Here is a 13,562-nt window from a genome sequence, read left to right as displayed (position 1 = left end):
AAGGTGACGACTCTCTGATGGTCATCAAAAAAACTCGTCATCTCGACTGGAACGCAGTGGAACGGAGAGATCTATCTCGAAATAGATCTCTCGGCTACGTTGCACTTCGCTCGAGATGACGACTTTGCGCAAAAATTTATTTCCCGTTAACTTTTAACAGTTCAACCTCGAAAATCAAAGTACTGTAAGGAGGAATATCTGCACCTGCGCCACGTTCGCCGTAAGCCAGGTTGTAAGGAATAAAGAATTTGTATTTAGAGCCAGCAGGCATTAACTGTACACCTTCTGTCCAACCTGCAATTACACGGTTAAGCGGGAAAGAAATCGGTTCACCTCTGTCATAAGAGCTGTCAAACTGTTTTCCGTTTAATAATGTGCCTTTATAGTGTACCAATACCGAATCGGTAGCCAATGGTTTAACACCTGTTCCGGCGGTTAAAACCTCGTATTGTAAACCACTTGCAGTTGTTTGTACGCCTGCACGTTTTTTGTTCTGTTCTAAGAACTCTTGTCCTTCTTTCATAATAGGTGCGTATTTAATTTTATTTGCTTCAGCTTCTGCTTTGTTTTTTACCAAAGATGCTTTCGATAATGCTTCGTTGATGCACTGTTGTGCCTGTTGTTGCGTTAAAACAGTTTTGCCGCCAGTAAAAGCATCTTTTAGGCCTTTTAACAATACATCGTAATTTAAGGTTGATAACCCGGTTGTTTTTAAGCCGGCACCGATAGAGGTACCAAATGCATAACTGGTCGAATCTAAGGTAGATTGTAGACCGCCCATTTTTAAAGTTGATGTTTTACTTACTGCGGTCGGTTTCTTGGCAACAGGTTTTTTTGCTGCTGTTTTGGTTTGTGCATAAGATGCTGCAGCGATACCCGATAAACATACCGCTAAGAAAATTCTTTTCATTATTTATTTTATAGTGTTGAGTATTTTTTAAGGCCGAAAGATACAAAATAGATAAAACAATAAAACCCCGAATTTTCGGGGTTTTAAATAAATATCGTGTTCTTGAAAATTAGAAACGCTCGTCTGCTTTAAAGAAGAAGTTACCTTCAATTTCTGCATTTTCATCAGAATCTGAACCGTGAACAGCGTTAGCATCGATAGATTTTGCATATTTCTGACGGATAGTACCTTCTGCAGCTTCAGCAGGGTTGGTAGCACCGATCAGTTTTCTGAAATCTTCAATTGCGTTGTCTTTTTCTAAAATAGCTGCAACAATTGGTCCTGATGACATGAAGCTTACTAAATCTTTATAGAAAGGACGCTCAGCGTGTACAGCATAAAACTGACCAGCAGTTTCATAAGTAAGTTTAGTATATTTTAATGCAATGATTTTAAAACCTGCATTGGTAATGTCGTTAATGATCGATCCGATATGGCCGTTTGCTACTGCATCTGGCTTAATCATGGTAAAAGTTCTGTTAGTGCTCATTGTGCTTTTGATATCAAATTTTTTGCAAAAATACGTTTTAATTGATGAATAAGCAATATACTGCAATTTAAGATTGTGAAATGCATCAAACAGTTAATTTGACGCAATAATCCAGGTTTTTAGTCACGAATGCACATAGGTAAATACCGGATTTTATCTGTGTGCATCCACGCCCGAACGGCAGGGCAGGCTTTTTATCTGTGGTTAATTATACCTAATCGCCTAACTTAAATAGCATTGCTCCATAATCCTGCAAATCCCGGAATCCTTTAATCCTGTTCTATATGATTCGGTTCATCCTTAAAATCTTAAAATCCTAATCAATCCTATTCTAAATTTACTTAGCTTTGCAACTCGAAAAATATATGCTTACACTAACTGAATTAAAAACATTACTGGCTACTCCACAACGGATTGTGATCACTACGCATCATAAACCAGATGGCGATGCAATGGGTTCATCGCTGGGATTATATGGATATTTGATTCAGAAAGGCCATCATGTAAGGGTAATCACCCCAACTGATTATCCTACTTTTTTACATTGGATGCCCAACAATGGCGATGTAGTTATTTTTACAGAGCAGCAGGAGCAGGCCGCCAAACTGGTAGATGAAGCATCGATTATTTTTTGTCTTGATTTTAATACCTTAAGCCGGATTAACGAACTGGGCGAACTGGTGAGGGCAGCAGGTGCAAAAAAGGTTATGATCGATCATCACCTCGAACCTGAGGATTTTGACGATTACCGCCACTGGGATATTAATGCCTGTGCAGCGGCACAATTGGTTTACGATTTTATTGTGAACCAGCTGGAAGATCAGGCCGGAATTAATAAAGATGTAGCTTCGTGCCTTTATACCGGGATTATGACCGATTCAGGATCTTTCCGTTTCGAATCTGCAACATCTGAAGTTTACCGCATTGCCGCAAACCTGATTGATTTAGGAGCCGAACATTGGAAAATACACCAACTGGTATACGATAATGCCAGCGAAAACCGTTTGCGTTTTTTAGGTTATTGCTTGTCAAACAAGCTGGAGGTTTTAAGAGAATACAATACCGCAATCATTTCGGTTACCAAAGAAGAACTTGCCGAATACCACAGTGCAACGGGCGATACTGAAGGCGTGGTAAATTATGCTTTATCAATTAACGGAATCCGTTTGGCCGCTTTAATTATTGAGCGTACAGATAAAGTTAAATTATCGGTAAGATCAACAGGTGATTTCCCTGCAAACGAGATTTGCAAGAAATATTTTAACGGTGGCGGACATAGAAATGCAGCAGGTGGCGCATCAGAAAAACCATTAAATGATGTGGTTAACGAATTTAAATCGATATTAGCAGAATATAAAGAGCAATTGATCGCCTAAGGGCAATAAAAAAACAATAAAACTTAAAAAAGTCAAATTAATAAATGAAAAAGGGAATTATTATTCTAGCAGCAGCTACTTTAGGCTTAGCGGCATGTAAACAAGAAAAAAAGGGCGCGGGTGGCTTATTATATACCATCCACCACTCAGCAGGTAACGAAAAAATCAAAGAAGGTGATATCGTTAAAATGAACTTCATCCAGAAAAATGGTAAAGATTCAGTTTTATCAAATACCTTCGATAGCGAAACCCCTGCAGTATTCCCTGTACAGAAGAAAATGTACGCTGGTGATATGAACGATGTATTAACTTTGTTCGGAGAAGGCGACAGTGCTACATTTAAAATCGACCTGGATACTATGGCTTTCCATAGCAAACAACCAAAACCAGAGCAGTTTAAAAACGATAAATACCTTACTTTCACTGTAAAAGTTGAAAAAGTATTCAAGAAAAAAGCTGGTGAAGCTGATTCTACCTTTAATAAAAGGGCAACAGAGTTTTTCCAGGCTGATTACAAAGCTACTTCAGAGAAAAAGAAAGCTGCAGAACCTGCTAAACTGAAAGCTTATTTAGAAGATACCAAATTGGCAACCAAAACTACTGCAAGCGGCTTACACTATATTATCGAAAAACCGGGCAGTGCAGAAAAACCAGCTTTGGGCGATACGGTATTAATTGATTATACCGGTAGAGTTACTAAAAAAGGTAAAGATGGTAAATACAAAATTTTCGATACCAGCGATGAGAAACTGGCTAAAGCGGAAAACGAATTTAAAGCTGGCAAACCTTACGGTCCACAAAAAATGCCGGTTGGTGGTACAATCCCTGGATTTACCGAAGCTTTACAGTTAATTGGTAAAGGTGGTAAAATCAAAGTAATTATCCCTTCTAACTTAGGTTACGGCGAGCAAGGTGCACCACAGGTTGGTATTATGCCTTTCAGCCCGATTGCTTTCGATCTTGAAATTAAAGATATTATTAAAGGCAAGCCAGCTCCTGCTGCTCCAGTTTCAGCAGTTCCGGTTCCAACAACTAAAAAATAATTTTTAAATAATTTTTTAAAATCCTGCTTATTCAGTTAAGCAGGATTTTTTTTTGCCTTTTTTTTGACGCTGAACAAAGAAATAAAACTTTACAAAGATTTATAAAAACTTATTATCATCTATCTTTGTAGCAATCTAATAAAATGAAGCAAAATCCCATTTCAGGGTATTGATTTGTTTTTAATAAAAATACTAATGAAAAAAGGAATAATTATGCTCTTGGCAGCAGCACTTGGTTTATCTGCCTGCAACAAATTCGAAAAGGGTGATGGTGATATGACTTACAAGATCTATAAAAGTGAAGGTAAGCCAAAAATCCAGGATGGTGATTATGTAAAGTTAAATGGCGTACAAACCGTTGAAACCAACACTAACCCCGATTCGGTAATGGTAAATACTTACGATAACGAACGTCCTGCTTTTTTTGCCATCAGTAAATCGATGTTTAAAGGCGATCTGGCTTCGGGCCTTAAACTACTTGGAGAAGGCGATAGTGCGGTTTTTAAACTAAACCTCGATTCAATGGAAAAATATTCCGGTCAGCCGAAACCAAAGGGCTTAAAATCGAATATTGCTTCCTTTACCATTAAAATTGAGAAGGTATTACACAAAGGGAAAGACGCTGATTCTATTTTTGAAGCCAAAAAAAGACTTTTCTTCGAAGCGGAATACAAAGCGTTGAACGAAAAAAATAAAACAGTAGAGCCTGCTAAAATCGCGAAATATGTTGCCGATAACGGTTTAAAGGTAACCACTGCACCATCGGGCCTGCAATATGTAATTTCTGCACCCGGTAATTCGGAAAGGGCAACTTTAACCGATACGGTGCTAATGGATTATACCGGCCAGTTTACAAACAAAAAATCGAACGGTGCATTAAACGTTTTCGATACTTCGGATGCTAAAATTGCTAAAGAAGCCGGGATTTTCTCAGAAAGTGTACAATATGTGCCGCGTAGTTTACCTTTGGGACAATTGCCTCAGGGAGTTATTCAGGGCATACAGTTAATCGGCGTTGGTGGAAAGATCAAAATGATTTTACCATCAAGATTGGGTTTCGGCGAAAATGGCGGCGGACCAATCAATCCATTTACTCCATTGGTGTTTGATGTAGAACTCAAAGGGATTATCAAGCCGAATGCGGCTGCGCCGTTGGCTAAATAGAATATTATTAGACCTCGCAGGTTTCGAAAACCTGCGAGGTCTATTCGAGTAATATCGTCCTCGTTTTTAACGAGGATGCATGAGAAAAGCGATTTTATCGCTATGAATTTTTCCCTATGTGCATTAAAAATGCACTTCTCAATAATCCTCGTTACAAACGAGGACTATAGCGGTTTAAACCCAATCTTGGTTGTTGGTAGAGATTTGCAATCTTGACTTTACTCATAAAGGATTTAAAATCCTTAGTTCTTCAGACGGGATTACAAATCCCGACTAACAATGCGAGGTCTTTAATTTAAACCCAATCTTTAAAAGGCCTAACCGTTAGGTTAGCATTATAGTATTTTGCTTCTTCGGTTACTTCTTTAGTTACCCAATCAGGCAGATCGAAGGTTTCATCTTCGCTTTCCAGTTCGATTTCTGCTATAACTAAACCTTCATTGTCGCCTGCAAATACATCTACTTCCCAAAGTTTGCCGTGGAACTGAATTTCATAACGGGTTTTCGAAAGTTCGGAAACCGAGAAATTATCCAATAATTCATTGGCTTCGGCAACCGGAATTTCATATTCATATTCTAACCGGCTGGCACCAACAGTTAGGCCTTTTATGGTTAAAAAGCCCTTGGTTTCAGTTGCCCTTACCCGTATGGTTTTATCTTTATCGGTTAACAGGTAACCCTGCCTGAATAGTTTTCCTTCCGGTTTATTCAGGTTATCCCACTTTTGCTGATCGATTAAAAACTTGCGCTCTATTTCTTTTCCCATTTTATCTTGCCCTTTTCTGTAAATCTGCAACAGGCATGCTGATTAATCTTCCAATCGGTTGTTTACCACGATAGGTAATTACACGTAACATACTGGCATCTTTAGGTACCTGCAAGGCGGCTGTGTATTTCGGGTAAAAACGGTCTGGCGTAGAGTTATCAAAGCTGTAGTAAACGTCCAAGCCATCAATTTCTGTGGTAAGCTCTATCATCAATTGTTTGTCGGCACTGCGTTTTACGGTAAAAATAGGGTCGTAAATGGCTGGCGAATATTTGATTTCTGCTAAATCCAAACGTTTAAAGTGTTGTTGCGTACGATCTACGAAATTAATCCAGTTTTTCTTTTCAATGGGACTCCAGATCGATTCGGCAATGGCAAAAGCACGGGGATAAACCATATATTCTACCTGACGGAAAGTAAAAATCTGCTCTGTCCAAAGGTTAGCTTGTCCGCCGATTACATATTGTGCATTTACACCTGCCGGAACAGGATTAAACTGATAAGCTTTGTTTAACCTTAATGAGGCGTAAACCTTTGGCTCGGTAATTACATCGGCCTGCATATAATCCAGATAGGCAAATTCGGTCGGGCTCATTACTACATTATGTTTCTCGTTAGCGGCCTGGATGCCATATTTCATGCCCCTCCAGCTCATTACAGATGCGGTTGGCGATACACCACCGTCTAAAATTTCGTCCCAGCCCATAAATTTTTTGCCTTTGGCCACTACAATCTGCTCCACACGTTTTTCGAAATAAGCCTGAACCTGAGGAATGGTTTTTAGTCCTTCGCGTTGCATTAATGCCTTTATCTGATCGTTTTTCTCCCAGAAATTATGCGAAGCCTCATCTCCGCCCATGTGGATGTATTCGAAAGGAAAAAGCTGTGCAATCTGAGTAATTACAGTATCTAAAAAGCCATAAACCTTCTCGTTTGCCGGACAAAGGGTGTTATCAACCAAAGCAATTGGCGGTGCACCACGGCTCCAGTCCATAATTTTTTCACCCGAACGTACTTTATAATTGACGGCATCAGGCGTGCATGATAATTCGGGGTATGAAGCAATAATGGCCAAACTGTGTCCGGGAACATCAATTTCGGGAAGTATATTTACAAAACGCTCCTGTGCATACTGAACAAGTTCCTTAATATCTTCCTGAGTGTAAAAACCGCCATAAGTACGGGGCTCATCAGGGGTTGGAGGGATAAAATCGCCAAATGTTCCTGTTTTTTTAACGCTCCAGGCGCCAATTTCGGTTAATTTTGGTAAACCTTTAATTTCTATCCTCCAGCCTTCATCGTCTGCAAGATGCAGGTGCAACAGGTTGAATTTATAACGCACCATATCATCAATAAACTGTTTCACTTCCTGTTTGGTGAAAAAGTGGCGGGCAACATCAAACATCAGACCTCTCCAGCCCAGTTTTGGGTAATCTACTACATCAACGCAGGGTGCTTTCCATTTTACATCATTTACCAGTTCTTTGCTTTCTATTTCGGCAGGGAAAAGCTGAAGTAATGATTGAACACCGTAAAAAATACCTGCCGGCTGGTTAGCAGTAATGACAACCTGGGTGGGGTTAACGTTTAGTTTGTAACCTTCTTTACCCAGTTGAGCATCTTCCTGCGTATTTAGGATCAGCTTAATAGTAGGGTGGGCTGAATTGCTTACAGAACTCACAAACTTGCCTGTGGCAGTCGTAATCCGGTCAGAAAGGTAAGCAATTGATTGTTTTAACTCCGCGCTTTTAACTGCCTGTATAATTACATTTTCGGGCAGGGTAAAGGTTCCGGCCTTTTTTATTAACGATACCGGCTCGGGTATAATGGCAATCGGTGTTTGTGCAACCGCGCTTTCAGCATCGCCGACTTCGGTTTCCGTAACAATGTTTTGAGCAAAAGTGTTGGCTGCAAGAAAACAGCTGGTGATGATCAGGAATAATTTTTTCATTAAAATAATTAAAGCGGATTTAACCGGATAAGTATAATCCGCAATTTATTAAAAAAGATTTAATTTGAGTAATTAGCAGAGAGCAGCGTATAATGAATATATTGGGTAAAAGACTAACTACAGCGCTTAGACATTGATTAACCACTTATTGCCTTTCTCTTCTCATTAATATAGTTTGAACAACACTGTACAAAACTCTGGTATTCCAATCATCAAGGTAGCTGTAACCTTTATTGATAATTGATGGGGCTTGTTTCGAAAAGATAGCAAAATAGGTTTGGTAATCTCTGGTGCCTACATCAGTCCAGGGCAACGACTTTTCTTCTTCCTTAATAAAGTTTACAGATTTAATTTTAATGCCAAACTCGTCAAATTTTGCATTTGCCAGGGTAAAGGGTACTTTTTGTTTAAAAAGCTCCAGATATTGATCAACTAAACCATCGAAATAGCTTCGCCACAATTGGTTTAATATTTCGATATATTGGTTAAAAAGAGGAATTTTATTTATGCCATAATAAGAACCAAAACTTATTTTAATCGTTTCCCCATCTCCATTTTTAATAAATAGTTGATACTTTCTCCCAACCGTAAATTCAAATCCTCTAATCCATTTAATGCCAAACCTGTATTGTAGTGGCTCTTCTGTTAATAGATCGATTGCTGTTGGTAATGCTAATTTTTGACTGCCGAACTCAATTGATTGGGATTTAAATGATAGTTTTTTTGGCTGTCGGTCAAAATAACCTTTTTTTATTAACCAGGCATTTACATTATTTTCCGGAATGCTCATGTTTGTATTACGGGAGTTGAAAACTATTTTTTATACATCGTATCTGCCAATTTAATAGTTTGATCTATTTTCTGTCTTAAATTTAAAATAGACTTTTGGTTTGGCAGGTTTTCTTTCTGGTATTTTTTTATCAATGGGAATGTTCTGGAGATTTTTAAAGCCAGTTCCAGATCGTTTAAAGAAACCATTTTGGCATTTACCGTTTTAACGAGTTTTCGGTGCGATGAAACCTTATTGTTATATTCTTCGAGATTTTTTGCAATCAGTGCGGTTAAACTTTTTCTCAATAAAGAATCTTTGATCTCTTTTACATGGTGATTGGCAGAAAAGAAGTAATCTTGATTTTTTTCCTCATAAATATCAAACTTCTTTAACGAATCAATTTTTCCATCCCTGATTTCATTGATAATTTCATCCAATTTCTTTAACGCAGAATCTTTACTTACTGCATCGGCATATAAGTTTTCTATTAAATCCTCATGGCCTCTTTTCGAAATAATGTTGTAAGATTTGTCGTCTTGTAGTGCCGCAGGTGTTTCTTTGTTATCGGTTTGTGTTTCAGCATCTTTACACGAAAATGCCATACAGAGCACGATTCCGTAAATCATGTTTTTTTTCATGGAGCGTTAAATATTAGTAATACTTAATGATACAAATAAAGGTTCACTTATAAAAACTGCTTCAGCCATTCTTTTGCTTTCTCATCATCCGTAAATGATTTGATCGGTATTGGCGGATTTTGGAACTTAAAAAGGATTTTCATTATCAATTGTGCCAAACCGGGTTTAGATACCATGGCCATAGCGGTATAAATATTGGGAAGTTGTTCCGTCGAGAATTTTCGTGTTTCTTTATCTGGCACCGGGGAGTTTTTAAGGTAGATGAGTAATGGGACTTTTTTGTTATTGGTGATTTTCTTCACCAGGGCAACATTGGCCGCAATATTTTCAACAATCCGTAAAATACTTTTACTGTACGAAATCAGTATGCCGTTATCTGTTAATAAATAATCGGCAATTTCGCCTTCGATGAGCGGTTTATCTTCCATATTAACCATAATGTAGCTAGATTTTTTGACTTGATATTTAAACTCGTTTATCAAGATTTATACTCTTTAAAATCCTGTTCTTTGTAATTTTCAGCTCTAGTAAAATGAATGAAAAATAAATCACAGATAATACTAAGGTTATTAAAAAAGCTTCAGCATTTTTCTGATTCATTACCACATCTAAAAAACTGATGAGCAATAAAAAAGAAAGTAAAGCCAGAATTAAAGTTGAGAGCACCGATAGCCTAAATTTATAATACTGTATAGCTGTCTCTTTAGGGAAACTTATTATGATTTTAGGCAAAAAACTTTCGAATGAGGTTTTAATCCTTGTTAATTTTAAATCCTTTTTACCCTCATTACCTAGAAAATATTTATCTGTGCCTATGTTGGATGTCTCGAAAACAAAATCAAGCATCTGGCTTCTTTTTAAACTTTTGCTTCTTAAACTTTTCTCAAGTTCCTGCTTCTCTGAGTTATTGAGAAGATATATTTTTTTAAAATAAAGCATTAATTTATCCCCTTAAATGGTAACCTTTTGTTTTAGTGAAAGCCCTTAATCCCTGATGTGATAATGTTGCGCCAATGCCTGAATGTTTTCTTCCGCTCCAGGGTAACGCTGCACTAACACGGTCGCAGCAGTTCCAATAACCCGATCCGGCGTCCAGCCGGGCCAGTATTTTTTCGGCCTTTGTTTGATCTGACGTGTAAACCGAAGCGGTTAAACCATAACTGGTATCCTGCATCATTTTTATGGCTTCGGTATCATCCTGCACTTTCATAATGCCGATAATGGGCCCGAAACTTTCTTCCTGCATCACGAGCATATCATTGGTTACATTGGTTAAAACGGTAGGCTCAAAATAATAACCTTTACCATCAACGGCTTTACCGCCCGTAAGTAACCTGGCACCTTTATTTAATGCATCTTTCACCTGGTTTTCCAATACTGCAATTTGATCTTTTCTTGTTAATGCCCCCAGGTATACGCCATCGGTTGTGGGCAACCCGGTGGTCCAGCCATTCACTTCGGCAACAAATGCATTTACGTAAGCTTCATAATTGTTTTCATGAACGTAAATCCGTTCTACCGCACAGCAGCTCTGTCCGTTGTTATAAAATGCACCATCTGCAGTATTAATAGCTGTAGAAACAACATCAGCAATATCTTCGGCAACGTATAGCGGATCTTTTCCACCCAGCTCTAACTGGCAGGGAACCATTTTAGCAGCTACTTTTTCGTAGATTAATTTCCCGGTTATGTAAGATCCGGTGAAAAAATAGCCGTTAAAATCCATTTCCATCAAAGCTGCTCCGGTTTCTTTTGCTCCAACAGCAATTTGAAAAACATCGTTGGGAATACCGGCCTGCTTTAATAATTTTTCGATCTGTAGACCTGTTAGGGTTGCATATTCGGACGGCTTATACATTACTGCGTTTCCACTTAATAAAGCAGGAATAAAAACATTTACACCAACCAGGTAAGGATAATTCCATGCCGAAATATTGCAGACTACCCCAAGAGGCTCGTACCTGATTACTTCTTTTAAACCAGGTTCATCAACCATCACCTCATCTGCCAGGTATTTTTCGGCATTGGCCAGCATCCATTTAATGCGTGCCCTTGCACCGTTAACTTCATTCCGCGATTGTTGCAGGGGTTTGCCCACTTCGCTGGTTAAAACTGCGGCCAGTTCTTCTATTTCGGCCTCCAGTAAACTGCTGAATTTAGTTATAACAGATATTCTTTCGCTAAGTGTTTGATTGGCCCATGCTGGCTGCGCTGTTTTTAAAAGAGCTAATTTAGTTTCAAGAGTAAATATGGTATCCTCTTCCAAACTGGTTATAATTTCTTCTGTTGCCGGGTTGATGATTTGCATGTTCTTTTGTTTTTACCACAGATTTTCACAGATGAACACAGATTATTAAAATGCATACTTATCACTATAAATTAACTTTGATAAGTTAGTATCTGTGTTTATCCTTTCTATCTGTAGTTAATATTTAATTTTATCGCATTAATAAAAGCCTCGTGTATGTTTTTGCTAAATGGCCCGTACTGATCTTTTAAACGCTCAGGATGCCATTGTACAAATAACAGAAAAGATTTCCCCTCGGGTGCTATCCTTTCCATTGCTTCGGCAACGCCATCAGGAGAAATTGCGCTTACCACCAGTCCTTTTCCGGTTTTATCGGTGCTTTGATGGTGATTGCTGTTTACCAAACCTTTATCGGTATTTACAATCCGGTTTAACCAGGAGGAAGGATTAATAATGATTTCGTGATAGCGGTCTGATTTATCGTGCATTTTAGAATGATCAAATTTCCCCCACGCAGGTATATCAGGGATTAGTGTACCGCCAAAAAATACATTACCCACCTGTATGCCACGGCAAATACCCAAAACCGGGATGGAGTGGGCTTCGGTATAGGTTAAAACGTCAAATTCAAATTCATCACGTTTTTCGTCAATATCATCGTCGTAACAGTAAGGATAATATTCGGGCTGATTGTAAAAACGCGGGTGCACATCTTCTCCACCGGTTAAAACAATACCCTGGCATTTTTTGATCTCATCGAAATTATTAAGCTTGTATCCGAGCTGGATTACTTCTATATTTTCATTGTAGGATAAAACCCAGTTGCGGTAAATGTCGAATTTACTGCAATCGGTAACCCCAATTATTATTTTATCAGACATAGTCCTTTATATTTTTGCCACAGATTTTCACAGATAAACACAGATATGAGTCGCAATTTTTTGATTTAATTGATATTATCTGTGTGCATCCTTTTTATCTGTGGTTAATCTTGTTTTAGAGTGCACTTAAATACAGTTGTTTAAAATCTTCCCTGCTTACCGGTTTTGGATTATTTGGATGTGCAAAATCCGCAAAGGCCAAATCTGCAAGCGTTTCTATGTGTTCATTTTTAACGCCAATATCACTCAATTTATGCGGAATATATACTTTGGTGTTTAAATCGAACAGATATTTTACAACCGCTTCGCCACTTTCATCTTTAAGTTCTAAAGTTCGTGCAATTTTTTTAAAACGGTCTTCAAAACCGGCAATATTAAATTGCATGCCATAAGGAATATTTACCGCGTTGGCCAGGCCATGGTGGGTATCTAAAAGCGAAGAAAGCGGATGTGCCAGCGAGTGCACCACACCTAAACCTTTCTGAAAGGCAATGGCACCCATCATCGAAGCCATTAACATTTTACTGCGGCTTTCTAAATCGGGATTATTGGTAGCCCTTTTGAGCGAATCTTTAATCAGCGAAATACCTTCTAACGCAATCCCATCGCACATCGGATGAAAGTTTTTAGCAAGGTACGCTTCCATGTTGTGGGTGAGGGCATCCATCCCGGTTGCAGCGGTGATAAAGGGAGGTAAATCCATCGTTAACTCTGGATCAGCAAAAACAATCTGCGCCATTAATTTGGGCGAGAACAGGATTTTTTTCTGATGGGTTTCATCATCGGCAATGATGGCACTGCGACCAACTTCACTTCCTGTACCTGAAGTTGTTGGAATGGTAATAAAATGTGGAACATCGTTAGTTACGTAAATATCGCCACCAATCAGATCATCGTATTTGAATAAATCTTCACGATGGTTGATCCGGAGCACAATTGCACGGGCAACATCAAGCGCAGCGCCACCACCAATACCCACAATGCTATCGCGATGGGTGGCATCCCAAACATCGGTGCCTTTGTAAACATCGCTTTTTACCGGATTTTTATGGATGTCGTTAAAAACTTCTGCTGAAATGCCCTTAGCTTTTAAATCTTCTACAATCCGTTTAAAAAACGGAAGTTGGGCAATGGTAGGATCGGTAACAATTAACGGAGCTATTAAATTGTGTTTAGTTAAATAGGCCGGTAATTCTTTTACAGCACCTGCTCCAAAACGGATGGTTGTAGGGAAGTTAAACTGGTGGATTTTATCAAATATCATAACACTTATTTTATCTTTTG

The 13,562-nt window shown here is 38.6% G+C and carries 14 protein-coding genes; 3 read left to right on the top strand and 11 right to left on the bottom strand.

Features of this window, described 5'->3' with window-relative positions; translation table 11 throughout:
- Positions 1 to 136 precede the first annotated feature (136 nt).
- Both bamJ and DRW42_RS18600 read right to left on the bottom strand, forming a co-directional pair.
- A complete protein-coding gene (gene bamJ / locus DRW42_RS18605) occupies positions 137 to 910 on the bottom strand; it encodes a BamJ family beta-barrel-assembly machinery protein (protein ID WP_113950328.1) in 774 nt (257 codons plus the stop codon).
- 109 nt (positions 911 to 1,019) lie between these two features.
- Positions 1,020 to 1,439, bottom strand: coding sequence for a nucleoside-diphosphate kinase (locus tag DRW42_RS18600; RefSeq protein WP_113950327.1), 420 nt, complete (start codon positions 1,437 to 1,439; stop codon positions 1,020 to 1,022).
- Between the two features lie 365 nt (positions 1,440 to 1,804).
- On the opposite strand from DRW42_RS18600, the gene DRW42_RS18595 reads away from it, so the two are divergent.
- From DRW42_RS18595 to DRW42_RS18585, 3 genes are all read left to right on the top strand, one after another.
- On the top strand, positions 1,805 to 2,815 hold the full coding sequence (locus tag DRW42_RS18595; protein WP_113950326.1) for a DHH family phosphoesterase: 1,011 nt from the start codon (positions 1,805 to 1,807) through the stop codon (positions 2,813 to 2,815).
- Positions 2,816 to 2,859: 44 nt separating this feature from the next.
- Positions 2,860 to 3,858 (top strand): FKBP-type peptidyl-prolyl cis-trans isomerase, encoded by a 999-nt coding sequence (locus tag DRW42_RS18590; protein ID WP_113950325.1) that lies wholly within the window; start codon positions 2,860 to 2,862, stop codon positions 3,856 to 3,858.
- Positions 3,859 to 4,053: 195 nt separating this feature from the next.
- Complete coding sequence (locus tag DRW42_RS18585; protein ID WP_113950324.1) at positions 4,054 to 5,022, top strand: FKBP-type peptidyl-prolyl cis-trans isomerase; 969 nt, start codon at positions 4,054 to 4,056, stop codon at positions 5,020 to 5,022.
- 295 nt (positions 5,023 to 5,317) lie between these two features.
- Here the strand turns inward: DRW42_RS18585 and DRW42_RS18580 are convergent, their stop codons facing one another.
- The 9 genes from DRW42_RS18580 to DRW42_RS18540 all read right to left on the bottom strand — a co-directional run bounded on the left by DRW42_RS18580 (position 5,318) and on the right by DRW42_RS18540 (position 13,542).
- Positions 5,318 to 5,788: a CYTH domain-containing protein gene (locus tag DRW42_RS18580; RefSeq protein ID WP_113950323.1), complete on the bottom strand. Its 471-nt coding sequence runs from the start codon at positions 5,786 to 5,788 to the stop codon at positions 5,318 to 5,320.
- 1 nt (position 5,789) lies between these two features.
- Complete coding sequence (locus tag DRW42_RS18575; RefSeq protein ID WP_113950322.1) at positions 5,790 to 7,739, bottom strand: beta-N-acetylhexosaminidase; 1,950 nt, start codon at positions 7,737 to 7,739, stop codon at positions 5,790 to 5,792.
- Positions 7,740 to 7,884: 145 nt separating this feature from the next.
- On the bottom strand, positions 7,885 to 8,529 hold the full coding sequence (locus DRW42_RS18570; RefSeq protein WP_113950321.1) for a hypothetical protein: 645 nt from the start codon (positions 8,527 to 8,529) through the stop codon (positions 7,885 to 7,887).
- Between the two features lie 23 nt (positions 8,530 to 8,552).
- Positions 8,553 to 9,149: a hypothetical protein gene (locus DRW42_RS18565; protein WP_113950320.1), complete on the bottom strand. Its 597-nt coding sequence runs from the start codon at positions 9,147 to 9,149 to the stop codon at positions 8,553 to 8,555.
- A gap of 47 nt (positions 9,150 to 9,196) precedes the next feature.
- A complete protein-coding gene (locus tag DRW42_RS18560; protein ID WP_208643589.1) occupies positions 9,197 to 9,586 on the bottom strand; it encodes a DUF7793 family protein in 390 nt (129 codons plus the stop codon).
- A gap of 28 nt (positions 9,587 to 9,614) precedes the next feature.
- Positions 9,615 to 10,088 carry a hypothetical protein gene (locus DRW42_RS18555; protein WP_113950319.1) on the bottom strand — a complete coding sequence of 158 codons (474 nt, stop codon included), beginning with the start codon at positions 10,086 to 10,088 and terminating at the stop codon, positions 9,615 to 9,617.
- 4 nt (positions 10,089 to 10,092) lie between these two features.
- A complete protein-coding gene (locus DRW42_RS18550; protein WP_113950318.1) occupies positions 10,093 to 11,457 on the bottom strand; it encodes an aldehyde dehydrogenase family protein in 1,365 nt (454 codons plus the stop codon).
- A 107-nt stretch (positions 11,458 to 11,564) separates the two neighbouring features.
- Positions 11,565 to 12,278 (bottom strand): gamma-glutamyl-gamma-aminobutyrate hydrolase family protein, encoded by a 714-nt coding sequence (locus DRW42_RS18545; RefSeq protein WP_113950317.1) that lies wholly within the window; start codon positions 12,276 to 12,278, stop codon positions 11,565 to 11,567.
- 115 nt (positions 12,279 to 12,393) lie between these two features.
- The gene (locus tag DRW42_RS18540; RefSeq protein ID WP_113950347.1) at positions 12,394 to 13,542 is read right to left on the bottom strand and encodes an iron-containing alcohol dehydrogenase; all 1,149 of its coding nucleotides are present in this window, start codon (positions 13,540 to 13,542) and stop codon (positions 12,394 to 12,396) included.
- Positions 13,543 to 13,562 lie beyond the last annotated feature (20 nt).

Origin of the sequence: Pedobacter miscanthi, from assembly GCF_003315595.1 — a bacterium.
Classification (GTDB): Bacteria; Bacteroidota; Bacteroidia; order Sphingobacteriales; family Sphingobacteriaceae; genus Pedobacter; species Pedobacter miscanthi.
The sequence above is the reverse complement of the archived record's forward strand: the minus strand, read 5'-3'. Positions and strand labels throughout refer to the sequence as shown.